This window comes from Arthrobacter sp. S2(2024), assembly GCF_036662515.1.
Lineage (GTDB): Bacteria > Actinomycetota > Actinomycetes > Actinomycetales > Micrococcaceae > Arthrobacter.
On sequence record NZ_JAYKZI010000001.1, the window covers coordinates 356301 to 382886 of the forward strand.

Annotated in this window: 30 protein-coding genes; 20 read left to right on the forward strand and 10 right to left on the reverse strand. The window is 58.5% G+C overall.

The genetic code is table 11. The annotated features are described in order from the left end of the window. The first annotated feature begins 17 nt into the window (after positions 1-17). Positions 18-308, forward strand: coding sequence for an antibiotic biosynthesis monooxygenase family protein (locus VLA65_RS01585; protein WP_332601598.1), 291 nt, complete (start codon positions 18-20; stop codon positions 306-308). A 36-nt stretch (positions 309-344) separates the two neighbouring features. Continuing rightward, on the forward strand, positions 345-842 hold the full coding sequence (locus VLA65_RS01590) for a MepB family protein (RefSeq protein WP_332601599.1): 498 nt from the start codon (positions 345-347) through the stop codon (positions 840-842). Here the strand turns inward: VLA65_RS01590 and VLA65_RS01595 are convergent. Then, the gene (locus VLA65_RS01595) at positions 814-1092 is read right to left on the reverse strand and encodes a DNA gyrase subunit A (protein ID WP_332601600.1); all 279 of its coding nucleotides are present in this window, start codon (positions 1090-1092) and stop codon (positions 814-816) included. The two genes, VLA65_RS01590 and VLA65_RS01595, sit on opposite strands and share 29 nt — an antisense overlap. Before the next feature lie 75 nt (positions 1093-1167). Next, the gene (locus tag VLA65_RS01600) at positions 1168-1917 is read right to left on the reverse strand and encodes a GAF and ANTAR domain-containing protein (RefSeq protein WP_059388063.1); all 750 of its coding nucleotides are present in this window, start codon (positions 1915-1917) and stop codon (positions 1168-1170) included. Positions 1918-2039: 122 nt separating this feature from the next. On the opposite strand from VLA65_RS01600, the gene VLA65_RS01605 reads away from it, so the two are divergent. Next, a complete protein-coding gene (locus tag VLA65_RS01605; RefSeq protein ID WP_284991767.1) occupies positions 2040-2405 on the forward strand; it encodes a TfoX/Sxy family protein in 366 nt (121 codons plus the stop codon). Positions 2406-2430: 25 nt separating this feature from the next. Here the strand turns inward: VLA65_RS01605 and VLA65_RS01610 are convergent, their stop codons facing one another. Together VLA65_RS01610 and VLA65_RS01615 are read right to left on the reverse strand one after the other, a co-directional pair. Beyond that, positions 2431-2619, reverse strand: a complete 189-nt coding sequence (locus VLA65_RS01610; RefSeq protein ID WP_059388065.1) for a YegP family protein — start codon at positions 2617-2619, stop codon at positions 2431-2433. Between the two features lie 455 nt (positions 2620-3074). Beyond that, on the reverse strand, positions 3075-4343 hold the full coding sequence (locus VLA65_RS01615; protein WP_332601601.1) for a multidrug effflux MFS transporter: 1269 nt from the start codon (positions 4341-4343) through the stop codon (positions 3075-3077). A 145-nt stretch (positions 4344-4488) separates the two neighbouring features. Between VLA65_RS01615 and VLA65_RS01620 the strand changes: the two genes are divergently transcribed. From VLA65_RS01620 to VLA65_RS01655, 8 genes are all read left to right on the forward strand, one after another. Continuing rightward, positions 4489-5373, forward strand: coding sequence for a helix-turn-helix transcriptional regulator (locus tag VLA65_RS01620; protein ID WP_332601602.1), 885 nt, complete (start codon positions 4489-4491; stop codon positions 5371-5373). 214 nt (positions 5374-5587) lie between these two features. Then, complete coding sequence (locus VLA65_RS01625) at positions 5588-6322, forward strand: GAF and ANTAR domain-containing protein (protein WP_332601603.1); 735 nt, start codon at positions 5588-5590, stop codon at positions 6320-6322. Next, positions 6315-6596 carry a hypothetical protein gene (locus VLA65_RS01630; protein ID WP_332601604.1) on the forward strand — a complete coding sequence of 94 codons (282 nt, stop codon included), beginning with the start codon at positions 6315-6317 and terminating at the stop codon, positions 6594-6596. Before VLA65_RS01625 ends, VLA65_RS01630 begins: the two co-directional genes overlap by 8 nt. After that, a complete protein-coding gene (locus VLA65_RS01635; protein ID WP_332601605.1) occupies positions 6593-7372 on the forward strand; it encodes a GAF and ANTAR domain-containing protein in 780 nt (259 codons plus the stop codon). The genes VLA65_RS01630 and VLA65_RS01635 overlap by 4 nt, the downstream gene beginning before the upstream one ends. A gap of 116 nt (positions 7373-7488) precedes the next feature. Beyond that, positions 7489-8208 carry a GAF and ANTAR domain-containing protein gene (locus tag VLA65_RS01640; RefSeq protein ID WP_332601606.1) on the forward strand — a complete coding sequence of 240 codons (720 nt, stop codon included), beginning with the start codon at positions 7489-7491 and terminating at the stop codon, positions 8206-8208. Positions 8209-8217: 9 nt separating this feature from the next. After that, positions 8218-8550, forward strand: a complete 333-nt coding sequence (locus VLA65_RS01645; RefSeq protein ID WP_332601607.1) for a hypothetical protein — start codon at positions 8218-8220, stop codon at positions 8548-8550. Positions 8551-8940: 390 nt separating this feature from the next. Next, positions 8941-9117, forward strand: coding sequence for a hypothetical protein (locus tag VLA65_RS01650; protein WP_332601608.1), 177 nt, complete (start codon positions 8941-8943; stop codon positions 9115-9117). 357 nt (positions 9118-9474) lie between these two features. Next, positions 9475-9852: a hypothetical protein gene (locus VLA65_RS01655; protein ID WP_332601609.1), complete on the forward strand. Its 378-nt coding sequence runs from the start codon at positions 9475-9477 to the stop codon at positions 9850-9852. 281 nt (positions 9853-10133) lie between these two features. Here VLA65_RS01655 and VLA65_RS01660 read toward each other — a convergent pair whose 3' ends face one another. The 3 genes from VLA65_RS01660 to VLA65_RS01670 form a co-directional block, all read right to left on the reverse strand. Continuing rightward, a complete protein-coding gene (locus tag VLA65_RS01660) occupies positions 10134-10619 on the reverse strand; it encodes a hypothetical protein (protein ID WP_332601610.1) in 486 nt (161 codons plus the stop codon). 440 nt (positions 10620-11059) lie between these two features. Then, entirely contained in the window at positions 11060-11908 is an 849-nt protein-coding gene (locus VLA65_RS01665; protein ID WP_332601611.1) for a hypothetical protein, read from the reverse strand. A 356-nt stretch (positions 11909-12264) separates the two neighbouring features. Further along, complete coding sequence (locus VLA65_RS01670) at positions 12265-12579, reverse strand: hypothetical protein (RefSeq protein WP_332601612.1); 315 nt, start codon at positions 12577-12579, stop codon at positions 12265-12267. A gap of 574 nt (positions 12580-13153) precedes the next feature. Here VLA65_RS01670 and VLA65_RS01675 point away from each other — a divergent pair. The 5 genes from VLA65_RS01675 (at position 13154) to VLA65_RS01695 (ending at position 19287) form a co-directional block, all read left to right on the forward strand. After that, positions 13154-14305, forward strand: coding sequence for a hypothetical protein (locus VLA65_RS01675; protein WP_332601613.1), 1152 nt, complete (start codon positions 13154-13156; stop codon positions 14303-14305). Further along, positions 14302-15642 (forward strand): DNA methyltransferase, encoded by a 1341-nt coding sequence (locus VLA65_RS01680; protein ID WP_332601614.1) that lies wholly within the window; start codon positions 14302-14304, stop codon positions 15640-15642. Before VLA65_RS01675 ends, VLA65_RS01680 begins: the two co-directional genes overlap by 4 nt. Next, on the forward strand, positions 15639-16820 hold the full coding sequence (locus VLA65_RS01685; RefSeq protein ID WP_332601615.1) for a hypothetical protein: 1182 nt from the start codon (positions 15639-15641) through the stop codon (positions 16818-16820). Before VLA65_RS01680 ends, VLA65_RS01685 begins: the two co-directional genes overlap by 4 nt. Further along, on the forward strand, positions 16820-18019 hold the full coding sequence (locus tag VLA65_RS01690; RefSeq protein WP_332601616.1) for an AAA family ATPase: 1200 nt from the start codon (positions 16820-16822) through the stop codon (positions 18017-18019). The genes VLA65_RS01685 and VLA65_RS01690 overlap by 1 nt, the downstream gene beginning before the upstream one ends. A 77-nt stretch (positions 18020-18096) precedes the next feature. Then, positions 18097-19287, forward strand: a complete 1191-nt coding sequence (locus tag VLA65_RS01695; RefSeq protein ID WP_332601617.1) for a hypothetical protein — start codon at positions 18097-18099, stop codon at positions 19285-19287. 505 nt (positions 19288-19792) lie between these two features. On the opposite strand, the gene VLA65_RS01700 is transcribed toward VLA65_RS01695, so the two are convergent. Continuing rightward, the gene (locus tag VLA65_RS01700) at positions 19793-20032 is read right to left on the reverse strand and encodes a helix-turn-helix domain-containing protein (protein ID WP_332601618.1); all 240 of its coding nucleotides are present in this window, start codon (positions 20030-20032) and stop codon (positions 19793-19795) included. Between the two features lie 349 nt (positions 20033-20381). Between VLA65_RS01700 and VLA65_RS01705 the strand changes: the two genes are divergently transcribed. Beyond that, positions 20382-21956, forward strand: a complete 1575-nt coding sequence (locus VLA65_RS01705; protein ID WP_332601619.1) for an SIR2 family protein — start codon at positions 20382-20384, stop codon at positions 21954-21956. Positions 21957-22654: 698 nt separating this feature from the next. Beyond that, positions 22655-22879 carry a hypothetical protein gene (locus tag VLA65_RS01710; RefSeq protein ID WP_332601620.1) on the forward strand — a complete coding sequence of 75 codons (225 nt, stop codon included), beginning with the start codon at positions 22655-22657 and terminating at the stop codon, positions 22877-22879. 247 nt (positions 22880-23126) lie between these two features. Here the strand turns inward: VLA65_RS01710 and VLA65_RS01715 are convergent, their stop codons facing one another. Next, the gene (locus tag VLA65_RS01715) at positions 23127-23774 is read right to left on the reverse strand and encodes a hypothetical protein (protein ID WP_332601621.1); all 648 of its coding nucleotides are present in this window, start codon (positions 23772-23774) and stop codon (positions 23127-23129) included. Between the two features lie 196 nt (positions 23775-23970). Between VLA65_RS01715 and VLA65_RS01720 the strand changes: the two genes are divergently transcribed. Further along, the gene (locus VLA65_RS01720; protein WP_332601622.1) at positions 23971-24945 is read left to right on the forward strand and encodes an aldo/keto reductase; all 975 of its coding nucleotides are present in this window, start codon (positions 23971-23973) and stop codon (positions 24943-24945) included. A 234-nt stretch (positions 24946-25179) separates the two neighbouring features. Then, the gene (locus VLA65_RS01725; RefSeq protein ID WP_332601623.1) at positions 25180-25371 is read left to right on the forward strand and encodes a hypothetical protein; all 192 of its coding nucleotides are present in this window, start codon (positions 25180-25182) and stop codon (positions 25369-25371) included. 75 nt (positions 25372-25446) lie between these two features. Here the strand turns inward: VLA65_RS01725 and VLA65_RS01730 are convergent, their stop codons facing one another. Continuing rightward, positions 25447-26553: an ABC transporter substrate-binding protein gene (locus VLA65_RS01730; protein WP_284991787.1), complete on the reverse strand. Its 1107-nt coding sequence runs from the start codon at positions 26551-26553 to the stop codon at positions 25447-25449. Positions 26554-26586: the final 33 nt, after the last annotated feature.

Consider the following 26586-nt stretch of genomic DNA (forward strand, 5'->3'; position numbering starts at 1 on the left):
CGTGAGAAGCTGAGGGAATGATTCTGGAGCACGCAATCCTCCCCGTCCGTCCCGGCAGCGAGTCCGATTTTGAAGAGGCATTCCGGATGGCGCGACCTCTGATCAGCCGGCAGCAGGGCTTCCGCAGTCTTTCGATTTCACGCTCGATCGAGTCCCCAAACCTGTACCTTCTACTCGTTGAGTGGGATTCGGTCGAAGCCCATTCCGACGGCTTCCGTGGGTCCGCCGACTATGAGCGGTGGAAGGAGCTGTTGCACCATTTCTACGATCCATTCCCGGTGGTTGAGCACTTCACGACGGTGCGGTAGCCAGCCCCTCACCCGGCATGTGGATACAGTTTGAGAGTGAATTTCCACGCGTTCAAGCGTTTCTTCGATCTTGCGCCTGCTCTTGCCGCTGCACAGCCTGTCATCGAGGTTGAAGAACAGAACAGCGACTACGAATCCGGTGTTGCCCGCATCAGGAATGAGCTATGGCGAATCCGCACCGCCCGGATCACACCGACGAAACCCGGTGCCTTCGTCGCGGTCTGGAAGCGCGGCGAAGGCGGATCGACCAGGCCCTTCACGGCTGACGAGTCGATGTCCGGACTGCTCGTCTTCGTAGAGGAGCAAGAACGGTTCGGGGTCTTCCAATTCACCAAAGCCCACCTGGTCTCGCTCGGATACGTCAGTTCCGACGTTCATCCCGGCAAACGCGGTTTCCGCGTCTATCCCGCATGGTGCAACGACCTGAATCCTCAAGCGTCACGCACGCAGCGCGCGCAAGGGCCTGCGTTCGCCGAGATTACTCCGACAACCGCACGCGACCACTTCAGCGCCCGTTGGGCAGCCTTGATCTGAGTTCTTCTGCATAGGAAGCGATGGCCTGGCGCTGGTCTCGGGTGAATCTTCTGACTTGCATGTCGAGGACTACCCGACTGCCCAGTTCTCCCAGGCCCAACAGCTGACCCACCCGCTGGATTGCTTCGTCCACGTTCTCTGAATCCTCAACCACCTCGAAGACCTCGCCCCGCCGATCCATCGCCTTCACGAGGGCCTCGTGGAGCATCAATTGTTCCCTTGTCCGCCGCTCATCCTCATCCTCATCCATGCCGCGATTCTTGCACGAATGGTTGCGTCAAACTGCCGGTGCTATCCCGCCTACCGCGGCGCCCAAAGCGTGCGCCTACTCGAAGTGGGTTTCGATCCCGCTCCCCGAGACTTGTTCGATCAGTTCGGTGGCTATGTCCCGTAGTTTGCGGTTGCGGTTGCTGGAGACCTTGGTGAGGATTTCCATCGCTTCTGCCTGCGAGCATCGGTTTTGCGCCATGATGACACCACAGGCCAGGTCGATGGCGGTCCTGCTTTGCATTGCTGATTCCAGGTCCTCTGCCCGGTGGTGGGCTGAGTCGATGCGCACGGACAGGTGCAGGATGTTGCGGGCGGCAGCGGCGAAGCCCACGGCCTTGTTGAAGACATCGGGGGTGAACGCGCCTGGCTTGGATGCGAAAAAGTTCAGCGCCGCACTAGCGTCCTCGCTGATTTCCATGGGAATCCCCAACGAGCTATGAACGCCGATCTCGGCGAATTTCTTGGTGAGCGCCGGCCAGCGGAGATCTGTCGAACCGTCGTCGATGATCACGGGAGACATCTCGCGGAGTGCCGCGATGCAGGGGCCGTCACCGATAGCCTGCTCAAACCGGTCAATCTGCACGGCGCGTGGGGAGCTGCCCGCTGCAGTGAGGGGACGGCGTCTGACTTTGACAGTGATGGCGCATTCAATCTCGTCGCCGGAAGCTTCGGAAATCGAGGCAGCGGCGAGCTTAGTGAGCCCGCTCAGGAAATCAGATGCATTCCCTGCGCCGACCAGAACAGACTGAAGGTCCAGAATGCCTTGAAGCAGGTCTGCTGCTTCGTTTTCCGGTGAACTCGACATTCGCCCATCCTACTTTCATCGTTTGCCAAGGAGAACGGTGCGCCGACGCTGGAAGCCCGCATCCCGCCGTCGTATGCTGCATTCAGTCCTAGGCTTTCGATCCCCTACCGCGGAGTACGCACATGCAGATCCCCAAACCGTCCGACGCCGACAAAGACCGCTTCCGCGCGGTGGTGCCGGAGAACCCTGACGTCGTGGTCAAGCCGATGTTCGGGAACCTGGGCGCCTTCGTGAACGGCAATATGTTCGCCGGACTGTTCGGTCCGATGATCGGCGTCAAGCTTTCCGACGCCGACCGCGAGGCACTGGAGGCCAGCCACCAAACGCTCCCGTTCGGCCCGGAAGGCCGCGCCATGGGTGGCTACGTCGGGCTCCCCGAAGCCTTGGCCGGCGACGATGAGCAAACGGCGGAGTGGGTCGAAAAGGCGTTCGCTTACGTTGCGACTCTCCCGCCGAAAGCCGCGAAGCCGCGTTCGGCGAAGAAGTAACTGCCGCGGAGGCGGCGCTCAAAGCTCAGAACCGGGACGTGTGGTCTTCGATCAGTCCGCTTGCCGCAATCTCACGGAAGGTATAGATCCCCCGGACTGCGGCGGCCGTGTCCCGGAATGGTGACGAGACGGCAAGCTCTTTCCCGAACTCGTCAACCAGCCTGACCCTGCAGCTGCCCCCGTTGTCAGTGAACACTTCAAAGTGTCCCGCCATCAGAGAAGTTCTCCCCGACGGCGTACAGGAGCAAGCTTGGGCAGTCCGGGATGCCGGGAAGCCGGGCTGCTGTTGAGCGGTTGATGATGTCCCGATTCGCGTCGCCGCTCCAGTTCGCCCGTCACGAGGTCAAGCAACGCCTGCGCTGGTTCGGAGAGCCTGTGGGTTGCCGCCGTGTGGGCTATTTCGTCGCAGTGAAGAAGCACAAGACGGATGCGTTCCAATTCGCGCGAGGGCACGGATGGCCATTGCCGAAAGAGTTGTTGAAGCGCACTGTGCCTGGGTAGGTGGTTCCGCCAAGATTCATCGGAGGTGTCTCGCGTCCAGGATCCCCGGCGCCGTGCAGCGGGAACATGGGGGTGACCGGGTTGAATAGGTGCCATGACTGACCTCCTCGTACTAAATCGAGAAAGCCAGCTGCTTGACCTCTACCAGCATAAGTGACCCAGGTCATATCAACCAATTTCGGCTTGCTTGGAATCGCGTGGGGCTGGTGAACGCCCCGCGGGCGTGCTGGGCCGGGCCACGATGAGGAGGCCGACGAGGGACAGCAGGGCCCCGACGATCATGATGGCTGCCATCGGGACGGCTGTGTCCGTGCCGCCCAACCCTGCGATCGGCGCGATGATGCCGGCTGTGGTCCATTGCACCAGGCCAAGGACGGCGGAACTCGTGCCCGGGTGCGCCGGTACTTCGGCCGAGGCAAGGGCACCGCCGTTGGTATTGATCAGTCCCTGGGCCACCATGAGCGCGAAGAAGCTGCCCATTGCCACGAGTAGAGGAGTGCCCCACGAGAGGGCCCCGGCAAGCATGACGATGCCAGCGGCGAGCGCGATGGCCTGTCCTACGAGGATGACTCGTCGGGTGGGTACCCGGCCTGCCAGCCGCGCCGAGACGAGGGCGGCGATGGTCATCCCGCCGGCGTTCGCGGCGAAGACGATGGAGTACGCCACCGGGGAGAGTCCGTTCATGTTCTGCAGGATGAACGCGGACGTGGCGACGTAGGCGAACAAGGCGATGAATGCCGAAGATGCCACCAGGACGTATCCAACGAACCGGCGGTTCGCCAGGACAGTGCGCGCCGCGTGCCCGAATTCACGCAGTCCGCCCGCGTGACGTTTCCCGGGCGGCAGGGATTCCGGCACGACGAACAGCGCACAAAGGGTCATCAGGACACCAAGTGCCGCCAGCGTCCAGAAGGTCATCCGCCACCCGGTCAGCTGCAGGATCACCGCGCCCAGCAGAGGGCTGATGATCGGTGCCACGCCCCCAATCCCCATCACGACGTTGAGCACCCGGACCAGCTGCGGGCCGTGGGCCAAGTCCACGATGACGGCGCGGCCGATCACCATGGCCCATCCCCCGCCAAAGCCCTGCAGGAACCGGGCAACCATCATGAATCCGATGCTCGGGGCCAGGGCGCAGCCAACCGTCGCGATGGTCATGAGTATCGTGCCCGCCACAAGCGGCAGGCGTCGGCCGCGTTGGTCGCTGAACGGACCCCCGACCAGTTGCCCGAGTCCCATCCCGGCAAAGAACGTCGTCAGGGTCAGCTGCACGGATGACGCCGAGGTGCCGAACTCTTCTGACACGCGTGGGAACGCCGGGACGTACATGTCGGTGGCGAGGGGTGCGACTGCAGTCAAGAAGATGACAGTGGCGACTAGTGCTGCCGGGACGGTCCCTGCCGTCGCAGCCCGTGTGGTTGTCGGCGTCGTGCTCACGGGCATACGCTGGTGCTCCATTTCATCGAATGCTTGACCTTCGATTTCCATGAAACCCTCGATGCGCAGGCGTAGCGAGGGCCCTGCCGAAACGGGTTATGGCAGAACCTCCCAACCGTTCGTGGTTACGTCGTACCGTTTCCATATGGATAACCGAGCCGAGGTACGAGAGTTTCTGGTCTCCCGCAGAGGACGCATCACCCCCGAGCAGGCGGGCATCGAGCCCATCGGCGGCCGGCGCCGAGTGGCGGGTCTCCGAAGGGAAGAAGTCGCCCGTCTCGCCGGGGTCAGCATCGACTACTACACCCGCCTCGAGCGTGGAAACCTCACCGGGGTCTCGGACAGCGTCCTCGACTCAATCGCTCGGGCTCTGGAGCTTGACCGCGCCGAACACGACCACCTCTACGACCTGGCACGTGCGGCCGGTCCCGCTGCGCGGAAACCCGCGAGCCCACCGGCGTCGGCCGTGCGGCCCGTGATGCAGTATCTACTCGACGCCATCACCGGCGCCCCGGCCTTTATCGGCAACAACCGCATGGACATCGTTGCCGCCAACGCCCTCGGCTACGCCCTCTACTCCGAGATGTACCGCGGCCCGGCACGCCCCGCGAACCACTCGCGCTTCATCTTCCTGGACCCCCGCGCCCACAACTTCTATCCCGACTGGGACCGTGCAGCGAACGTCAACGTCGCGATACTGCGCCGCGACGCGGGCCGCAACCCCCACGACAAAGACATCGCAGCACTCGTCGGCGAACTCTCCATGCGCAGCGACGAATTCCGCGCGCGCTGGGCAGCACACAACGTCCGCCGCCACTATTCAGGCACCAAGTTCTTCAACCACCCCGTGGTCGGGCTCCTGGAACTGACCTACCAGGCCATGGAACTCGAAGACGACCCAGGCCACACCCTCACGGTTTACCCCGCGGTTCCCGGCAGTCCCTCGGAAGAAGCCCTCAAACTCCTCGCGTCCTGGGCGGCCACCGAAAACTTCGCCCATCCAGTCCCCCAAGCCCTCGCTGGACCTTAGAACCAGCACCATTAAAGGTGAGGTCTGAGCCTTCTCCGCCCGCGTCCACGGGCTCTCGTGTCTTAAGTTCCCACGAGGGCGTAGTGTCGAATTAGGAGATTTCGGGATGGTCGTTCGGATCCGGGGATTGAATATCAGGGCTGTGCAGCGCGCGAGCGGGCACGGCTGCAGGTCCGGGTTGGGGATCCTGGGCACCCCTTGGAATCGAGGCCGCATGGCCAACAACAACGCAGTACCCACTACGGAACAATTGCAGGACCTCCTGCTTGAAAGTCCGGGCTTCACCGAATTTCTCCTGGGCTTGGCCACCATCTCAGCTTCCTTGTTGGACGGCCAGGAACCTCTTTTGTGCGCCATCACTGTCGAGCGGGATGCCGGTCCCTCAACGGTGGCGAGCAGCACCGCTGCGGCGCAGCGCTTGGACGAGAAGCAATACGCGTTCGACGACGGCCCTTGCCTTACGGCCTTGCGTCACCAACATCGCGTGCTGATTGACGACCTGCAGGCCGACGACCGTTGGGCACAGTACGCCCACCAGGTGGATGGCGAAGGTATTCGCTCTGTCCTCGCAGTGCCGATCCAGACGGACTCTTCCTCACGCGCAGCTTTGAATTGCTACGCCTACGCACCCGGCACTTTCAACCCGGCCATCGTCGCCCGCGTGTTGGAGCATGCGGAGACAATTTCGAAGACGCTGAGGTTGGCGCTGCGGCTTCACGTCCCGGAGCCATACCCTGAACATTTGCGCTCGGCCCTCCAAGCGCGGGCCGTGGTGGACGCGGCGCTGTCCTTGATCATGCTCCAGAACCGTTGTGGGCGGGACCGCGCCATGGAACTCCTTCAGCTTGCTGCGCGGAACAACAACCGGCGTCTTCATGACATCGCCACCGATATCCTGAAAGCCTCAGGCCCCCTCGATTGGACTTCCACTGGTGCGTCCCATGAATAATCGTGAGGGGTCGGGATTGCGTCATCCTGAGTGGGCATCCGCGCAACGGAGAAGCGCCGCCGAATGGTACCGTGACGGCCGCACGGCCTTGGCTGGGGTGTGGGCCTACTTTTACGGGATTGGGGGCGATGTGGATGAAATGGCTGTGGACGCGTACCTTCATGAGCTCGGCGAGCTCCCCCCATCGCAAATGAACCTTCTGGCCTTGGCAATGCGGGAACTGGACACAGAGGCGATGCGGGAACTGGATTCGAAAAGGATGGCGGACACATGAATAGTGCGGAGCGGGGGCCCACCCGCACTGCGTCGGCCGGCTTGGCTGCCTACCCGAACCAGGATCTTGGCGTGACCCTCCAGGATCTTGTTTTGGAGAGCGTCGACCTGGACGAATTCCTTGCTGAGCTAGCGACCCTTGCAGCGGCCGCGCTGACAACTGCCTCCAACGCCGTCTCGTGCGGCGTCACCGTTGTGACAAGGAAAAAGGGCGTCACCACGGGCAGCAGCGATGAAAGAGTGGGCGCTCTCGATGAACTGCAGATTGAGTTCGGCGACGGGCCGTGCCTCACGGCGCTTCGGCACAATTCGGTGGTTCTTGTCGTCGATAGCCGCCACGAAAGCCGTTGGAGCGACTACATGGAGGCTGTTTGGCGGAACGGCGTTGGAGCCATCCTGGCAGTGCCGCTTGATCTGGACGGTGAAACCGAGGCCGTCATGAACCTCTATTCGACCACCCCGCACGGGTTTACAGGACCGGACATTACCGCCGCGGAGGAATTCGCCGAGGGCGCAACAACGTCCCTTCGCCTGGCTTTGAAGATCTCCCAGTTGCGTAACGCCAAGGACGATCTCACTGCAGCCATGCAGTCCCGCTCGACGATCGATACCGCAGTCGGGATTGTCATGGCGCAGAACCGATGCGGCCGCGACACGGCCTTCAAGGTCTTGACCAGGGCGTCGAACAGCCGGAACGTCAAACTCCGGGACATTGCCGCTCATGTCATTGCCTCCGTTTCGGGCGAGACGGATCCAGAAGCTTACTTCGACGAATAGCCAAAGCGCGGGGAATGGTGCGGACTAAGCTAGGAACAGCGCACCAACTGCCGTGTTGAATTCTCTTTCACAGGAACGCTGCGGCTCGATGCACTGGACCTAGATGAATGAGGACTATGGCGCGGAAACTACCGCTGGATGAGCTGTCGACCGTTATCGCGCGAATCCAGGGCCTGCTGCTGACGGAAGAGAAAGTGGACCGCGCCGTGCGGTTGCTTGCCCGTGCCATCAAGGACTCCGTGCCCGGAGCGAGCGGCGCGGGGGTCTCCATCCTGGACTCGAGGGGCAGGCTGACCAGCAGTGCATCGACGGACGACGTGGTCACCCGCGCGGACGCACTCCAATATGAATTGGGCCAGGGGCCGTGCCTGACAGCCTGGGCCATGGAGGAAACGGTGATCGTCCGGGACATCGAAACTGATCCACGGTGGCGCGAATGGTCTGACGCGGTGAAGGGCATGCCCATCCATGCGGTGGTCAGCACCCCTTCGATCGCCGAGCAAGAATGCATCGGCGCCTTGAAGATCTACTCGGACCGTGCCGGCGCTTTCGGCGAGGACGCGGCCCGGGTGCTGAAACTATTCGCCGCCCCGGCAGCGACGCTGCTGGCGAATATCCAGGCCAGCGAAGCGCCACACCGCATCAGCGAGGCCCTGGCGGAGTCCCTCCACAGTCGAGACCTCGTCAACCGCGCCTGCGGCATCTTGATGCAGCGCCACTCTTTGACCGTTGACATGGCCCTTGCAGAACTGATGCGCCGGGCCCGGCTGCAGAACAGCACGCTGGGCCAGATCAGTGCCGATCTCGTCGCCGGGATTCCGGCGGCCCTGGACTAAGGCCGGCCCGTGGGCTTCGATCCGCACGAACCACAACAGCAGCGCATGCTGGCCGCTGCCATGAAGTCAGCACAAATCAACGTCGGCGAACTCTGGCTCAAGTACTTCAGCCTGGGCGGCGAAGTTGGCGAGTACGAGGTGGAAGCCTATCTCCAAGGCCTCCTCTCCCTGCCCGTCCTACAACGCGACCTCCTGGCCATGGCCGCCAACGAACTCATCGACACGTCCCCTCACGGTCGCGCACCCTACTCCGACGAGCTCGGCAGCCCGGATGGCGAGTCTCCGAGGAAGGAACCCGGGTCCGGGACGCAGGAACTGCCGGAGCCTGATTCCGGGGAGTAGGCGGCACGCTGCGTCTCGGTGGGTGGGGTGTACGACGGCGACCGGCAGCTGAGGGGTTGCGTCCACTTCGCATGTGGTTCGGCCGCCGAGCACGACGGGGCGGTGCCAACACGTAGACACCCTTAGCCCAAAACACGTAGACGCCGGCTCTTCCACACTGAATTTTGCGATTTTCACACGGAGATTCGCCCAAAACACACGGAGATTGGACCTATTCCACACGGAGACGGGTATCCGCAGGTTTACCTTTCTTTCAGGACGGGGCCCTCAGTAGCTCAACAACTGACCAACTTTCCTAACCAAATTATGTCAACCTAAACCTTGGGGGGATTATGAACCGGCACCAACTTAGCGGTCTGTCGCTTGCCTTGGGATGCGGATGACTGCGTCATGAAACTTCTGACCCTCTCCGCAGCCGTAATGCTTTTGATCGTTGCTACCATCGCGTTCTCTACCAACCAGATCATGATGGGGATCCTGTCGGTAGGCGCATCGGTGGCAAATCTCGCGACGTGGCTTGTCTATAAGAAGCAAACAAAGCAGGACGGTCGCGTCGAGCGCAACTGATTCGGCTAACCCAGAATTCGTCTCCCGGGCTACTCCTGTCCTTGGCATTGTCTATTTCGTGTTGTTAGTTGTCGCGCTTGCATCGCTTATGGCATCAAAGTGGCTTCCCGCCCCAGTCAAAATAGCGATTGCCGTCGCTCAACGGCCTGGATTATCTACTCACAAGTACAGTAGCGAGTGCTCGGAAGGCGGCACAGAAGACCGTAGATGGGCAGGAATTGGGGGAAGACATGGTGATATCCGAGGCCCGGCTGGCAGGTCGTTCCAAAAGACTGATCTGGAGAATCGTCGGCGCTTCAGTCATCGATTTAGTCGTGTCAGCTCTGGTCTCGGGGCATCGCATTGCCCGGATTCCTCATGGCCGTCGGCGTCATCGTACTTACCTGGACGGCTGTTCAGATGACCGTCTCCATCGCTATAGCTGAGGAGAAAATCGTCCTGCGCTGCGCGCCGTTCTATACAACCAAAGTGTCGATCTCAGACGTTGTCGCTGTGAGCATGGCGCCGGACACATCCCTCGCTGACGGATACGGCTTGCGACTCGTGCGCGCGAAAACCCGAGGATTGATCGTGGGATGGCCTGCGATCACATTGGAAACGAAGAACCGCCGATGGATCATCTCAACCGCCCAAGCCGAGAAAGTTGTGAGAACAATGATCAAACTGCGGCTAAGTGAACAAGGGTGCTATTCGAAGAAGCGCAAACGGCGGAATCATGACGAAAGTCCTCCGTAGTGGCGAGTGTATGCATTGTCCTTCACCGCCTTGCCCGCTGGTACATCGGCATTTGCAGCGACGAGTCGGCTCAGCTTGGTTTGAGTCCTTACGAAGAGCGATAATCGGGCTGCCCGTTCCGTGGTTCAAGCTGTCCGGTTCGCCACCGTTGCTCAGTCGTCAACTTCGGGGAACCCAGGAGTATCGTGCTTCCCGACACGGATAGGAAATGACAGTCGGTACCGTTAGGAGACTCTGCGTATTATTGCCAGGGTGAGCGATGGCCGCTTGCCGCGGTTGCGCTAGGGTGCCCATATCAGAAGCACGACGAAGAGCGCCAAGTTGAAGGCCGCAAGCCCCAACGACACAGGTCCGAAGACCAACCGCCTCAACTTTTTATACCGAAACAGCGACATCTTTGAGAGCCAAAAAGCGACTCCGAATCCGACAATCAGTGAGGCCAAGAAGACATACACGGCCATCGCGCCGGATATTCGGCTAACAGAAACGGCAACCGGAATCATGCCAGTGACTGCCGCCGTGGTGTCGGCGTACTTAGCAAAAAGGACCTTCAACGTTGGTGCTCGATACATGTGCGGAAGGCTGTCACCAACGCGTGCAGACGACTCCACCGGACGTCTATGGTCCTCAACTACTTCATAAACACTCTCTGACTCGAACTCATGCAGCGATCGTTCCAGTAGGGGCGCGAGAACCGACGTCATCACCGGCGAGACAATCTGGATTAGCGCGGAAATTAAAAACGGCTCCGCAGAACCCCAACTCATTTAAAGCATTTCGCAGTCTATTCGGTGCGTCTTCTTTGCACCTCGTGTGGTGGGTCCTCCGGAGGCAGGCGCGATCCACGTTTCAATCACAATCTTGTGCTGACTAACATGCCGTTCGACAGCTTCATGCTTGAGACTCCTTTTGTGGACGTTCTCAGCGAAGTCCGCATCGAGCCCAAAGCTGTCTTCAAAACGCCACGACGCTTCGTGACCGGAATACGACATTGAATCGTCCTGGAGATCCGACCAGCCACTATACGAAATAGGCACGAGCGCCCTGTTTGTTACAACGACCTTGTGTACAGCTTCAGGGCACGCACCCAGAGACTCGATTGGCTGCCCATCGCCCCTATCGAACAGGAACGAGTCGATCTTCAACCATCCAGCGTCTTCTGCCCGAGCCATTCGTCGTCGGTTTCGTCTCTCCGCGAGCCCGCCCATCATATTTCCTGACTTGGCGAATCCTGGTGCAAGGCTGAAGAAAACTCGTGGGCTAGCCGTTGCGCCATGTGGGCAATTAGCGGTGTGGCAGTCTCTTGTAAAACAGCGGGGAGGCTTCCCATGGAGTCGGCGTCCACCATCATCGCGAACTCGCCGAAGTTGACATCATTCCTGTCCAACTTTGGACTGGGTGCCGTCCAAGCAAGTGCCACCCGATCATAGTTCACCCGGCAAAAGTGAGCTGGTTCATCATCAATAGCCAATTTCATGACATCGCGAGAAGTAGACGCGTCCAAATCCTGTCCATCAATGGTAATGACGGCATGAGCATTCGCCGGCGGCAGTCCAAGGACGCGCTGAGACTTCCGCATAACGTCCTTCAAAGAGAGGGAACAGGACCAAAGAAAGGAACATTTTCCGTCCCGTCTGTACCATTCAAAATACTCACCGGAGCTCACTTCCAAGGAACCTTCCGGCAAACTATAGCTGTCGTGGTGGATGACTTCATTCATAGCCTTGCCCCAAACTTTCTGTTCGTCCTGGACGTTTCCAGGACGATAGGACTCTTCAGGTAATGACAAAGGAACCCTCAAGACACGGTTGCTTGAATTCATGTATCCGACGAATGAACCGTTTGAGGATGGGCCAAGAATCTGCTGACCAAATTTTGTAAGTTTGAGTGAGCGCTCGGAGGCCCGCGATGCACTGCGACGTTTCTTGTCACTAGCAGAGCCCTGCAACAAGATCCCAGCGCAATCAATAATGGCTTCGCCGCTGCCAGCCCAGGCAGACGCACTTAGCAAGTCCAGCCTTGCGTAACTTTCGCGCGGGACAACGAAAAGCTTCAAATTGGATGATCGTCGTGACAATTCTCAAGCTCCGTTCACCAACGGTCTGATAGGTTGCAGTATCTTTAGGTCGTGGAGTCAGCGTTGCGCCGAGACGCTGACCTACGAACATCCATAACCCGGGCGCCGAAGCTTCCGATTGAAGGGATTCTAGCATTCAAGCATCCGCTTTAGTCGGAAGCATCGTGGAGATTCGACTTCGGGTTTGGTCTCTGTAGGCGATTTTCGTGCGGAAGGCCGTCTCTGCCAGTTGATCCAGCGACAATTAGCTCGACCCGGCACAATTGAAGCACCGAGCCGCGTGCAGGGGTCATCAATGACGCGGTCCAACTTAACGGGGTCGACACGCGCTGTCTTCACAGCTTGTCGATCCAGGTATCTTCTTCCCGATCTGCCCAAGCTGAACCTTTGGACGTCGGTTTCGCGGCAGACCGCTGTTCGATCGCGGCGAGTACACGCCGTACCTCCACGGCGCGCAGCTCACGCAGAGACGCCACCTCACGGATGATCACTGAATTAATCAGCAGTTTTCGTTCTTCTTGCCCTGAAAGGCCAGCCTCCTCGAAGGCCCCCCTTATCTGCTGAACCTGTTCTGGCCGAATTGGCATCTCCTGGAGTGCTCCAGATACTGGTCCTGTAGGTATTTCAAAAAGTCCGGGTTCGTCGCTCACGAGGAACGATCTTACTAGTGCACGTCATGGCAGGAGTAAGAATCGGACCCCTAGTCCGGCCGTTGAAAAATCAGCGTTGCCACATGTTGAACGGGCCAACTGGCCGCCACAGTATCTCGGGGCCCGGTTTGGTGTGCGCAGATGCCGGAAATGTGGCACCTACAAGCTGTGCCTCGGCGGAGCCGACACGCCGTGTTTGTGGGACGGCTGTGAGGAGCGCCTATGGGCAAGAGGCTGACTGACTTGCCCACAACACTGGCGGCATGCTCGAAGACCTTCTACAAGCGAAAGGTCTCTAGCTGGCGCATTGGCCACGCCTCCTCTGCTGAAACGGTACCTAATCGCCCTCTATGATTGCTAGGTGATACCCGCCCTGAGAGCTCCAGCAGCCGCCGCCGTAGACATGTCAGATCTCCAGCGGAATCTGCTTGTGGCTGCTCAGGCTGGTTTTGAGATTAGTGAACGGCCCGATCTTGGATCCCTCGTGCACTGGAGGGGCAATACCGCCCTACCCATACATCGCTGGTACAAGTATCGGGAGGGCTACTCTCCCGAGCTCATCGAGAAATTGAACTTGGGTGAGAAGATCCTCGACCCGTTTGCTGGCAGCGGATCCATTATGGTTGGGGCTGCACAGCTGGATCGCGAGTCTGTTGGCATTGACGTCAGCCCCTTGGCCGCCTTCATCACAAAAGTGAAGGTAACTCCTCTGGACGATCTGCAAGTCGGCGCTATTCGTAAGTTCATCGAGCAGCCGAACACACTCTTAGTTTCTGATCCTTGGCCAGCGCCTGCCCTTAAGATCGCTCACAAGATGTTTGAGCCGGACATCCTTGAAACGCTTCTTCGGATCCGGCGCGCCATCGAGGCTTGGACTGAGGATCAGGACGTTCACGACTTCTTGCTCTTGGCTTGGATTTCCATCCTTGAGTCGGTGGGAAGTTACTTCAAGGAGGGCAACGGGATAAAGTACCGAAACAAGAAACGTGAGGCGGTTGGTTACTCTGTGCGAATCGATGGGGTTTGGCAACTCGAACGATTCGGTGAAGACCAGAAAGCGTTCACTCTCCAGTCGTTCACCCGTCATCTGGGCCATATGCTCAAAGATGCTGAGTCGGTTTGGGTGGGTCAACCTGCTTGGAAGCGTCAAGTCATCCATACAGGCAGCGCCACTGAAATTATGCCTGGACTTCCCGACCAAGCTTTCGATTCTGTTATTTTTTCTCCACCGTACGCCAATCGATTCGACTACTTCGAAGCGACCAAGGTTGAAATGTGGTTTGGTGGCTTCGTAAAGTCGTACGCTGACCTGAACACGCTGCGTAAGCAATCAATGCGATCGCACCTGGGCTCGGCTCTGGGCGACACCGACTATGTAAATGACGACTTGGAAAGCCTGATTTCGCTTATGGACCAAGATTCCTACGCGGCCAAGTCGAGGGTTCCCTCACTGCTCCGCGGCTATTTCGAAGACATGAAGAGCGTGCTCACGCAATGCCGTCGGGTCACCAAGGCAGGATCCCGCACATACGTCGTCGTTGGGAATTCGGCCTACGCAGGAGTGATAATGCCGACTGACTCCTTGTGTGCCCAGGTCGCGTTGGCCTCAGGTTTCAAGAACGCAAAACTCCATGTTGTACGGCACTTGACTGTCGCTCCCCAACAGCGTGACCAACTCCGCGGCTATGAATCGTTTATGCGTGAAAGCGTGGTGGAACTGTGGTGAGCACGGACGTGCCCGAAGCGGTGTTTGAAGAGGTGGCATCGTTCCCGTTGGCGGCTGACATCCACGATCACGCGCTGTTGTCGCTCAGCCTGCGCAACAAAACCAACGGGTTTACGCACGGGCTTCACCGCTTCCCGGCAAAATTCATCCCCCAAGTTGCAGAGTGGGCCATCCGAAGCTACGCTGACGGGTCAAGCAAGATTCTCGACCCGTTTTCTGGCTCGGGCACTACCTTGGTTGAGGCTGTCAGAGCCGGACTCGACGCTGTCGGCCAGGAGATCAATCCCCTAGCGCGTCTAATCAGCAGGGTTAAGTCCACTCCGCTGGATCCTAGGCGATTGGAGATTCTTGCCAGGGACATTGCGGCGAAGATTCGTCCCATAAACAGCGAACTGATGACACCCATCGCCGGCGTCGAAAATTTCGATCATTGGTTCACTCGACCTGCCTGGCGGGATCTGCAGACCCTGAAATCGGCGATCCTAACAACTCCAATGGGCGGAAACCAGCGGGAATTCTTCCTGGTGGTCTTCAGCTCCATCCTCCGCTGGGTCTCCAATGCCGACGACCAGACACAGAAGACCTATGTTTCTGGAACGCGCACAAAGATTCCTCCAGCGGTCATGGCTACATGGGAGAAGAGTGTACAAAAGGCCATCGCGGGCATGGACGAGCTCGTCCCGTCAGGGATACAGGTTGGCGACGTCGAAGTACCGGAAAATGGCAACGCACTCCAGATAACATGCGACGACGGCAGCATAAACCTTGCCATCACGAGTCCCCCATATCTCGACTCCGTCGATTACCCCTACAACCTGATGCTTGAGCATTTTTGGCTCGCCCCGGAACTCAATATTGAGTCACGCAAAGCCTTCAACGACCTACGCCGCCAGCAGATGGGGGCCAAGTCCCCTGCCAGTCCTGGCGACCTGCCGTTCGCGCTCCGAGACCGAATGTCCGTACTTGATTTTCCTGAATCCAGGCGCCTTGCTGCCGCCAGTTACTTCGCCTTCATGGATGCCCACCTGGGTGAAATGAGTCGAGTACTAACCCCGGACGGCCGTTATGTGATGGTCGTCGGGAACAGCCGGACTGGAACAGGGACTGTTCCGATTCACGAATCAATTATCGAACTGGCGGAAGCGCATGGCCTTTACCTCGAGCATTCGTTCGGCTATCGAGTCAGACGGCACTACATGAAGTTCCCCAGAGCCGGTCGCGGCGGGATCATCCTCATCGACTGGGTCCTCACTTTTGCCAAGTCTCCTCGCCGTTTGGCCTCCAACTCGTTCATTCTTCCTTCGCTGACTCTGGATCCGCATGAGGTGGCTCATTGAGCGTGCCCTTTTGGCGGGTTGCGAGTTATGGGTACCCCAACCCGTTTCGCGACAAAAACGCCCAGTTCTCATGGGAAATCCTTCAATCATTTGTCAACGAAAGCTCTTATGAGAAAGTCAAGCTCTTCTGGCAGTCCCCCAATGCAGAGCACAAGCTGGACCACGCTGCCGTCGAAAGCCGCAAAGCATCCTTCGAGGAGTTTGGCCTCCTATACGTGCTGGCTGGCTCAGACAGAATCGTCATCACGCCCGGCGGACGGCAGCTGCTGGAGGCGGCCGACCAAGGCGATCAGCGAGAATTCGCCTGGATCGCGATAAATCTGCTCCTTCGTTTCCCACTTTGCGGACCACCCCGGCGACTCGACGCACCCAGCCGCGCGCCAAACTTTCCAATTTACTGGTTCCTCTGGGCGGCCCTTTTTGATTTAGACGAATATATCCTGTGGCCGGAACTGGAACGCATCCTTTGTACTGTCGGTAGCCACATGGAGGCAGTGTCCGCCATCGCAGCCGTCCGAGATCTACGAGCTGGACGAACGCTTTTGCCGAAATCGCAGGTTCCGGACGTCAAGAAAAGCGTCTACAACTCCCTCAACCAGGTCGTCGTTCATGGCGGCCTCTACTACCAGCTTCTGGACAGCACGAAAGTTGAGAATCCCTACGAGCCTGATTCGGTGACTGTGAGACGGCACAGCGTGGAACGAGAGTTCCAAGAGTTGGTGCGCTTTGCTATTGGAGCCGGGGCAACTCAAGCCGACGTGGAATGCTCAGATCCGGGCCAATTTGTTTCGCGGATGCCGCTGCCTCCGACGTTCAAGAGTGGCGAAGAGACCCAATATTTTGACTATCTGGGGGCTGCTGTCCCCACTATGGAGTCAGCTGTCAGGGCGACGAGCGTGGAAGTGCCGTCTCTGCCGTATGGTTCCGATTCCGTGTCCATCCTAACCGAGGTACACCACTACAATGTGACCCCTCAGGGACACGTAGAAGGCGACATTTCTATTCTGTGCAGGATCGGACGCAACCAACGAGTGATCTTCAGCCATGACCTAAAATTCACCTATCGGGTCAAGGACAAACAACGCACTTCAGACGGAAAGATCCGACTCGTGGTCAACCGATCCAAACCGATAACAAGGCCGGAACCTATACTTCCCTATCTGATTGAGGATGACTGATGCGTACAGTTGACCAAGGCACTCTCGAGGATGAGGTGGTCATCCTTCCAGACAGCTTTTACGACCGAATTTCGCTCACAGAACATCTAGTGCGTGCCCCGCTTCAAGTTCCTGACGACATTTTGGGCCGCCTAAAAAAAGAGACGTCTGGCCTCCTTGTAGAGGAGTCCGTTCTCATGGAAATTGCTTCCGCGCTCCTGACCGGTCACGTCGTGCTGCAGGGCCCTCCTGGGACCGGCAAGACTTCCCTTGCGTCAGCGATATGCCGTGCCTTCAGGGTCGGCCGGTCAACCATTACCGGCCGCGAGGATCTCAGTGCTTATGACCTAATCGGCCGGCAAGATCTGGTGTTCGACGAAGCGTCCAAACAGGAGATAGTCGTTCCGACAGACGGCGCCTTCACAACTGCGGTCATCGAATGTGCTGGAGCCGTGTCTCGGAATCAGGACGACCCCGAGGAGAACCCTTCAACCGGGCATTGGCTTGTTATCGATGAGCTCAACCGAGCAAACATGGACAGGGCGTTCGGTGAACTCTTCACGGTTCTTGGGACTGACGAACCTGTGGGCGTGCCCTTGAAATATCACGGTTCCAAGAACGAAATGCTATACATTCCTGGCGCGTTCCGTCTCATCGGCACGATCAACTCCATAGACAAGCAGTTCGTCAACTCAATGAGCCTGGCCATCCGGCGGCGGTTTACATTCATTACTCTGGATATTCCCGCTCAAAAACCAGAGGCGGAGTCATGGACCGAAGGTGAATCACCAGCGGCAAGGGAGTTCCGCATCGTAGTCAACGCGGCGTGCAGCCGACTAACGACAAAAACGGGCAAGGAGCACCACGCCGTTTCCATAATTGAGGCCCACTCCCGGCGCCTCGGCAACCTTTTCTCCCTCATTGAGCTCGTGCGCTACGCAAAAGAAGGCAGCGACTATCCATTCCTTCCAATCGGGACCGCACCTCTGATCGACACCGTTGAGCTTTTTCTGAGCCGGCTGAGCCTTGAGCCACAGAAGGATGCCAACGAGGCGTTGGACTGGGCCGCGGCGGCAAAGCTTGGATCCTTGTTTGACGTTGATCACCTGGATTCTGATCAGGTAGGAGCATATGCCCTAAAACTGACGCATCTATCCTCCGCCAGCCGCTTTGCCACAGAGCTCAGGAGGCACGCGGTAGCGGGCCAAAGCTACGTTTGATGAAGACAAATCGTTACAGGGAATCCATTTTTCGCCAGGCACTTCCGCTGCTCACAAGCCACGGTAGTCACATTGACGTGACGCTGGAGAACAAAGATGTCGACGTCCAACTCGGAACATCGGAAGAGATCTTTCACGAATACTTCCTTTTTCGACAGCTCCTTGCGTTCCTCCCGGATCTCTACCGCGTAATCGATCAGATCCGGGACAACCCTTCCAAACGAATATTCCTAGCAAGAGAGGACAGCCGTGGGGGCCTGCAAGGTCTTCTAGATCTTCCTCGATACGTCCAGCAGAGAGGCCCTGGCCAAACACGAACCAGCCCACGAATACTTCCGGTTGTCCGATCCCGATACTCGTACGACACGCCTGAAAACCAACTGGCTCTGAGCGTTTTGAGGACCGTCAGAACGCGGCTTGCGTCGAACCCGTTCCCGATCAAGAGCAGCGAGCACCGCGCAGCTCGCCGCCACCGCTCCAAGCTTGAGATCCTCACGAAAAGTCCTTGCTTCGAGCAGGTTCGCGCTGCAGCGATCCCCCGGTTGTACCGGGAAGCAACCGCCAGAGTTGACCGCCGAAGAACGGGGAATGATCGCGCCTATAGGAAGTTGTTGCAATGGCTAGACCGCTGGGGCGCTCAATTTGGGCCCGCCGACGACGAGAATGACGAAACGCTTCCGCTGAGCTTTCCCTCAGGGGACGCCTTCTGGAACAGGATCTTCGAAATTTGGTGCTTGGGCGAGTGTATGGCGTCCCTTCAGCGGCTGGGATTCATCGCAACCTACATACGCCCACTTCACACCACGGCTGAAGAGATTGCGTTGTTCGAGCGCCGCGGCCAGAAGGTAAGCGTGCTGTTTCAGAGAGCTTCTCCCCTTGGCTTAGCCGGCTGGTTCTACGCGGATGCTGCCCCATTACGAGGAATTCCGGACATCACCCTGGTCACCTCCGGGACCACTCCTCTCTTCGTTGACGCCAAGTTCCGCGAAGCGCTGCCGGACAAACGCCGTACTGAGGAGATCTACAAAATGCTCGGGTATGCAGAAAACTTCAACCAGGGTAATCCACAGCACCCCTTTCACGCGCTGCTTCTGTTCCCGTCGCCCGAGGCACATCAGTACCGCGTCGTCCGTGACGCAAGCGCGTCAGTCGACGTCATTACCTCCACAACAGTAAGAGCGGACCGCAACCCGATGCTCGACACACTGGTAGAACACTGGATTTCTTCCAGCGCGGGAGGCGCACGGAGCGCAAACCTTCTTAACTAGGGAATCAACCTTGCGCTGAGTGCGGATGCGCGGAGCCAGTATTACTCCTACTGAGTCTCGAAGATCGGGAGCTTGTCACGCCATGCAACGAACCCAACAAGTGCTAAATCGATGGTATTTTAGCCCCCAAAAAGCCATCTCATCCAACCTAGAGGTCCTCCCGAGACTCGCGGAGCCCCGGTCACAACTTTGCGCACCTATCTAACTCATCGGGAAAGGGACCCATCCAGGTTGATCGTTGTCGACCGCGAAGGGACATCATGCTCGTTCATGAACGTGCCGTGCTTTGGCGGTACGGCACCATGCTTTGGCTGGAGCGTTCCGATTGTGCTTGGCTTTGGGAAGCGAGTGGTCGATACGCGACCATTCTGCCCATTGTCCAGTCGGCAGTTGTCACGTCGACATTGCAGAGTTCGGCTTATGTCGCACTGCGCCGTCCTCGCCAGTAGATGAGTTCCCTCTCTCGCCCGAGTCGCCTATTAGGGGTTCGTTCATTGCCGGTGGACTAACTCATTTCGTCGGTGCTACCGGCTGCAACTGACTCCGCAGCACGCCGGTAGGCCTCTTGAATATACGCTTCCAAGTCGTCGCGCCCGATCCGCCAAACGCCCCTGCCTCCGAGTTGAAAACCCCTCAATTGCCCTGACTTGAGCAAGCTTCGAATTTGAACGACACTTGTCGCGAGATCCTCTGCAACCTGTTCGATGGTCAGAAAGCGTGGGCTTCGCACGGTCCCTTCATGCATGAAGTCACGCTATCACTTGACTGGTCCCCTCACCGTTTCGACTGTCGCACTGTCGGCTTGTCGGTGAGGTTGCGAGAACCCGAAATTACACGTTCAGCCAAGCAGGCGGTATCAATCGTGGGAGCATTTCGCGAACGGTTCAGCGATAGGTCGCCGACAAGGTGACGATGCAAGATTGGATTGCGATCCGGCCCGACCTCTCTCAAACGCGGGGCGCGGCGTTGAAAAGAACGCGGGGCCCCAGGCGAAACGCCTCCTGGCATGACGGGATGCGGGATGCACCAACCGTAGGCTAGTGCTGAGCGGTACCTGCCCCGGACCATCGGGACAGCAAACGGGAGGACGTCAATTGTCGTTAAGGGATGAACTGCACGACCACCTTTCAACATTTGAGACGGCTCCGTTCCTATTTGTTGGTAGTGGAATGTCGCGAAGATACATCCAATCTGAAACTTGGGCTGGCCTACTCTCGCGGTTCGCGGCAAAGCTGGATAAGCCATATGCGCAGTATGCGTCAGCAGCGAATGGAGACTTCCCGACTATTGCGACCGAACTGGCGCGAGACTTCCATCCGTACTGGTTCTCATCGGATGACTACGATCTCACGAGGATTATTCACCCAGACCCCGAATTCGTAAGTACGCCGCTAAAGATCGAAATTTCTGAGTACGTCAGCGGTCTCATGAGCAACCTTCCTGTCGAGGGTAGCGAGTTTGAGGAACTGGAGATCCTCAAAAAAGCTGTCATCCAGGGGATCATCACCACTAACTATGATCCCCTGCTTGAGCGTCTCTTCCCAGATTTGGAAGTATACGTGGGGCAGGAAGACCTGCTCTTCAGCAATCCTGAAGGTGTCGGGGAGATCTACAAGATCCACGGCAGCTACAGTGATCCAGACTCCCTCGTGCTAACTCAAGATGACTATGAGAACTATGGTGCCCGCAACGCCTATTTGGCTGCCAAGTTACTCACGATATTTGTTGAACACCCTGTTGTATTTCTGGGTTATTCCCTCTCTGATAAGAACGTGCGTGAAATCCTCGGGAATATCGCCAATGTTCTCACGAAGAGCAATATTGAAATGCTTCAAAATCGCCTTATATTTGTCCAGTGGGATCAGAACGCAAATCATCCTCGCATAAACAGGACTGTTTATCCGATGGATGCTGTGACATTGCCAATTCTAGAAATCACCGTGTCCGAGTATCATGACGTCTTCCTTGCCCTCTCGACATTGAAGGAGCGGCTTCCCCTAAACTTGCTTCGAAGGATCAAGAAACAAGTTACCGAGCTCGTTTTGACGAGCGCTCCGAAGAATAAGACATATGTGATGTCGATTGATGATGCTTTGAAGGGCGACGATGTGGATGTTGTGATTGGCATAGGTGTTTATGACAAGCTGACAATGACAGGCCAAGGGATAGTCGGTCGGGACAGATATGACCTGCTCATCGACATAATCAATCCAATGCTTCCTAGCGATCTTGAATCAATGAAATTAGTTGTTTCCTCAGTGCTACCAAAGAATCTCCACGGGCGAACGAACACTCCGATCTATAAATACCTGAGGGCTTCCGGATATCTGAATCCAGGCGGGACGGTGTCATCCGACGATGTCCCAACAAGGGTCCGGTTACGCGTGACGCAGGGGATGACCTTCTTCGAATCCGCATATCCGAGAGAGCAGACCAACCTCAAAGCCTGGGCGGAAAAAGTCACGAACTTTTCGGCTTTCCTCCAAGGCAATTCTTGGCACGAGATCGCGCGAGTATTGCCCTACATGGATAGATCCAAGATCGATATGGACATGCTCCATGCTGCTCTCAAAAACGAGATTGAGGCCCCGGGCCACGTTATGTACACCCCTATCGCAAAAGCAATCTGCATCTACGACCTCCTGCTTCACCAGAAGGAAGAAGCATAGGGCCCCGACCGGGGGCCTTCCGGTCGAGACGAGAAGGACGATGTCAAAACCGTCGGGAGCTCTTGGTAAAGCTAAGCAACCGAGACTTCGCCAGACCTGACCTGGCTCATTTCGGTTAGTGGGTGAGTTTCGAGCCCTGCCGTGGTGCTGCGGCCAGACGAGGACCGGGACCAGCTTTTTAGCTCACCTCGGACCCAACAAGCCCGAGTGCCACGAACTCCAAACAAGACCCCCACCACAACGAATCGCGCAATGAAGAGTGGTAACTGGCGCCATGAAAACCTGCTGCAAATTAGCCGAGCTCTTCGGCAGTTAGAGCACCTCACTCATGGGGCCTTGTCTGGGACAGGGGGCGGGAACCCTGCCTATAGTGTGGCATGACCGGGAAGCGAGCGAGGATCAAGCATCTGCTTTCAATCGGCCTCGGCTATGCCTTTGGCGCGGCCTTTGCTTGGATCGTTCTGCTGTCACTCGGCTGGGAAAAACCCAACTCGCTTCCCATGTTCTTTATCATTTTGGTGGCCGCGTGGATGGTTGGGTCAGCGGTAGCCCGCGCGACTAATCGACTTAGGTTCAAGCTATGGCGACGGCGCGGATGGACGGAATGCTGGATTCGTTCCCCCGAACCATTGCCCGGCGGCCTGGCCAACGGCTGGGTTCGGGGCCTGCTTTCCGTCCGCGCACCGCTTGTTGACTTCGTGACAAATGAGTACCGGGACGGTTCATGGGTAAGTCCAGCTACTTTCCTCGTCAATGGGCGCATCCCCCCGGACCGCGGACACTTGGAGCTGTCGGATTTCGCAGCAGTCAACTTCGGACCGGGTTTCGGAGTGGTCTCACTCGAGACCACGTACGGACCCATCGACGTGGCCGGGTATCCCGAAGCCCTCGACCAACTCCACGCAGAACTGTTCGGACAATAGATCCTCGATAGCACGGGTATTCGCCTCGAAACTGGTGAAAGCACCCAGCCGTCACCGCTGAGAGCGAACCTGCTTGGCAACGCCCTGATGGACTAAAACGTGCCTAAGGATCATCTGAACAGTCTGGGGTCACTGCACCCGAGACCCATCCGCATGGCGGTCAGAACGGGTACCGCAGCTTCTTCTGGCCCTATCTGGAGCTGGGACCAATTAGGGTTTCGTTGATCGGGAGCCGACCATCCGTTGCTCAGGGGTACGGCCTGTCAATAGGCCAGACGTCGGCCGGCAGGAAGCGATCCGAGACAACTTCGCATTGAAAGGTGAGGTCGTTGAGCGCGAATTGTCCATAGACGGAGTAATCATGACGGCCAATATCGTAGGTAACGAGAAGATAGTGGCGACCTGCCATCGTCTCGAGGTCTCGCGTCATTGCGGCCGTCACATTGGCCCATTCCTTTTCAATTCCTTGCTCGGCGGGTTCACTGTGGGACATGAATCCTTGAGATTGCAACCAGACGGGCAAAGGCATGCGAAGGCGACCCAGAAGTCTAACCACCGTGTCTTCTACAAAGACGTCGGCCGGTTCAGCGATGTCCTCGGCGGCCATCATCGACAGCAAGTCAGAGGGGTCCACCTCCGTTCCGAGGACGATCGAAGCCCAACGAGAAAACCGGGACGACTCAACAGCAAGATCGACGGGATCGCTGGCCGATGGATCCTCGAAATAATCCCGCGGCTGGAATCCCAGGTAGAAGCGACCAGCAACGACGCTGTCGAGCCGGTAGTCCACAGCGGCAAAGCTGCTGTCATGTACGGAAATCCGGAGTTGCCAGTCAGACGATTCGCCGTTCTTCCAGCCCCCTGACCCAAAAACTGATGTCTCGAAATTGCCCAATGTCTCCCCTTGAATGTCGAATACGGACACGGTACCCGGTGGACAGGGATTCGTTGGTCAGCGCCATCGCCTTCCATTGAAGGCACCCCAACGTTGTCCCTCCTCCACCGACGTGCCTATAGTGGCCCTACCCGCACCCCTCTCTGAGCACCGTCCTGCCGTCCAGCACGTTCTGCCACCTACAGGAGAGAACCCCATGGAAAACCGCATGCTTGGTTCATTGACCGTTTCTGCCCTCGGCCTCGGCTGCATGGGCATGAGTGAGTTCTACGGCGAGGGTGACGACCGTGAGTCCCTCGCCACCATCAACGCCTTCCTCGACGCTGGCGGCAGCCTGTTGGACACCGCCGACATGTACGGGCCCTTCACCAACGAAAAGCTCGTGGGCAAAGCGATCGCCGGTCGGCGTGACGACGTCGTTCTGGCCACGAAGTTCGGGAACGAACGCCGCGAGGACGGATCCTTCCTGCGCGTCAACGGCAGGCCCGAATACGTCCTCTCCGCGTGCGACGCCAGCCTGCAGCGCCTCGGCGTCGACTATATCGACCTGTATTACCAGCATCGGGTGGACAAGACCGTCCCCATTGAAGACACCGTGGGCGCCATGGCCGAACTGGTCCAGGCCGGAAAGGTCCGGCACCTGGGACTCTCCGAGGCCGCGCCGGACACCATCCGACGCGCCCACGCCGTCCATCCCATCACCGCTTTGCAGACCGAGTACTCCCTCTGGGAACGGGAACCCGAAACAAAGGTCTTCCCGGTCCTGGCAGAGCTGGGCATCGGATTCGTTCCCTACAGCCCGCTCGGCCGCGGCTTCCTGACGGGCCAACTGCGCAGCGAGGCGGACTTCGCCGAGAACGACTACCGCCGGCACTCCCCTAGGTTCCAGGGTGAGAACTTCAAGCGCAACCTCGAACTGGTGGACCGGGTGAAGGAACTCGCCGACCAGAAGCAATGCACCCCAGGGCAGCTGGCCCTCGCGTGGCTGCTGGCACAGGGCGAGCACATCGTCCCGATCCCCGGCACCAAGAAGCGCGAACGCCTGGCAGAGAACCTGGGGGCCACCGCCGTCGTACTCTCCGAAGAGGACCTGAAGCGCCTCGACGAACTGGTCCCGGCAGGGTCCGCTGCGGGATCTCGTTACCCCAACATGGCCAGCATCGACACCTGAACCCAGACGCCCACATATGAGCGCTTCCGAGCCGCACTCAATTTAGCGAGCGCGACCACTCAATTCCGCCCCAAAGCACACTCAATTTAGAGGGTCCAGCCACCTATCTATGGAGTCGCGTTCTAGACTTCTCACACGCCGGGTCCTTCACTTCCTGGGCCGACCGGCGCTCAATCTGATCAGCCTCCAGCCATAAGCCGGAGACTCGATGAGGGCTGTAGAGAGGTCTGCAAGATGACTACTCGTGCTGTTGTATTTGCCGCAGTGGCAACGGGGATACTTGTGTTCGTCGTTCCGTACGTTGCCTGGGGACTGTTCGGTGTTGCTCCCAACGGGACCGAGACGTTGATCGCCGTCGTTCTACTCTGGGTCACGCTGTGGACGGTCAGCAGAACAAGATTCAAGCGCGATACCCAACTGAGATGATGACCGCCTGAGAAACCAAAACAATCGGCCTGCGTGGACAACCACGCAGGCCGATCGTCTGGGAGCTAGATGGTATTAGCCGTCGTTGCCGGCAGGGGTGGTGGCGGCGGTGTAGCCCTCAAGCTTGAGAGCGGCCTGGGCGTACTTCTGGGTGAAGGTGTCGGCGATGTTGACCTTGGAGGTGTCAACGCCGATGGTCTTCTCTTCGTCGAAGATCGTCTTGGGGCCACCTGCAGGCATGATGCCGTCCGGGAGGAACTGACCCTTGTCCTGGTTCAGTGCGGCGACGTACTGGTCCTTGGAGATGGTGCTGTTCTGGACGTAGGACTGGGGCAGCTTATCGGCGATCTCCTGGGCGGAGTGGGTGCTGATCCAGTGCATCGTGTCCACCAGGGCGTTGACTACCTTCTGGGCTGCGTCCTCGTGGGTCTTGACCCAGTCCGACTGGGCCAGGAGGCCGGCCGACGGCAAGGTGCCGCCAAGCGCTGCCTTGGCCCCGTCGGAGGTGGCGAGGTCGATCGCGGAAACGGCGAGGTTCTTGTTCTCGAGGGCGCCCACGGTCGGCTGGGTGGTCATGACGCAGTCAGCGGACCCGCGCTGGATCGCCGCGATTGCGGTTGCTCCGGCGCCGACGGCGATCGTGTGGTAATCGCTCTTCGCGAGCCCGGCCTTTGCAGCGATGAACTGGGTCAGCTCATCGGTCCCCGAGCCGAGGTCGGTGACGCCCACGGTCTTGCCCTTGAGGTCTGCGCCCGTCTTCACGTTCGCCTTGGGGTTGCACATGATGCGTTCGCCCGGTGCGCTCGAGAGCTGCACGAGGTTGATGACGTTCTTGCCCTTGGACTGGAAGTCGACCGTGTGGACGTACCATGCACCGGCCATGTCCACCTGCCCGGATGCCATGGCGTCTTCGGCGCCCACGCCACCCTGGGACTCGGTGGAAAGCTCCATCTTGACGCCGTACTTCTGGTAGAAGCCGAGCTGCTCTGCGAGCTGGTACGGCAGGTAGATCTGCTTGTCGATGCCGCCGACCATGAGCTTCACGGTGGGCATCGAGGCGGTGTCCGCGGCAGCACTGCCGCTTGCCGTGCTGTTGCTGCTTGCGGTGCTGGTGCCGCAGGCCGCGAGGCTCAGGGCGATCACTCCGGCAGCGCCGACGGCGTAGATCTTGTTCTTCATCATGGTTGTGCTTTTCCTTCTATTGTGAGGATTCGA

Coding starts and splice junctions, on each gene's coding strand:
- VLA65_RS01600 (WP_059388063.1), bottom strand. CDS start 1,917: ATGTCGAGTTCACCGGAAAACGAAGCAGCAGACCTGCTTCAAGGCATT.
- VLA65_RS01660 (WP_332601610.1), bottom strand. CDS start 10,619: ATGAGTTGGGGTTCTGCGGAGCCGTTTTTAATTTCCGCGCTAATCCAG.
- VLA65_RS01720 (WP_332601622.1), top strand. CDS start 23,971: ATGGAAAACCGCATGCTTGGTTCATTGACCGTTTCTGCCCTCGGCCTC.
- VLA65_RS01585 (WP_332601598.1), top strand. CDS start 18: ATGATTCTGGAGCACGCAATCCTCCCCGTCCGTCCCGGCAGCGAGTCC.
- VLA65_RS01690 (WP_332601616.1), top strand. CDS start 16,820: ATGCGTACAGTTGACCAAGGCACTCTCGAGGATGAGGTGGTCATCCTT.
- VLA65_RS01630 (WP_332601604.1), top strand. CDS start 6,315: ATGAATAATCGTGAGGGGTCGGGATTGCGTCATCCTGAGTGGGCATCC.
- VLA65_RS01700 (WP_332601618.1), bottom strand. CDS start 20,032: ATGCATGAAGGGACCGTGCGAAGCCCACGCTTTCTGACCATCGAACAG.
- VLA65_RS01640 (WP_332601606.1), top strand. CDS start 7,489: ATGGCGCGGAAACTACCGCTGGATGAGCTGTCGACCGTTATCGCGCGA.
- VLA65_RS01610 (WP_059388065.1), bottom strand. CDS start 2,619: ATGGCGGGACACTTTGAAGTGTTCACTGACAACGGGGGCAGCTGCAGG.
- VLA65_RS01655 (WP_332601609.1), top strand. CDS start 9,475: ATGGCCGTCGGCGTCATCGTACTTACCTGGACGGCTGTTCAGATGACC.
- VLA65_RS01620 (WP_332601602.1), top strand. CDS start 4,489: ATGGATAACCGAGCCGAGGTACGAGAGTTTCTGGTCTCCCGCAGAGGA.
- VLA65_RS01625 (WP_332601603.1), top strand. CDS start 5,588: ATGGCCAACAACAACGCAGTACCCACTACGGAACAATTGCAGGACCTC.
- VLA65_RS01595 (WP_332601600.1), bottom strand. CDS start 1,092: ATGGATGAGGATGAGGATGAGCGGCGGACAAGGGAACAATTGATGCTC.
- VLA65_RS01650 (WP_332601608.1), top strand. CDS start 8,941: ATGAAACTTCTGACCCTCTCCGCAGCCGTAATGCTTTTGATCGTTGCT.
- VLA65_RS01730 (WP_284991787.1), bottom strand. CDS start 26,553: ATGATGAAGAACAAGATCTACGCCGTCGGCGCTGCCGGAGTGATCGCC.
- VLA65_RS01725 (WP_332601623.1), top strand. CDS start 25,180: ATGACTACTCGTGCTGTTGTATTTGCCGCAGTGGCAACGGGGATACTT.
- VLA65_RS01605 (WP_284991767.1), top strand. CDS start 2,040: ATGCAGATCCCCAAACCGTCCGACGCCGACAAAGACCGCTTCCGCGCG.
- VLA65_RS01635 (WP_332601605.1), top strand. CDS start 6,593: ATGAATAGTGCGGAGCGGGGGCCCACCCGCACTGCGTCGGCCGGCTTG.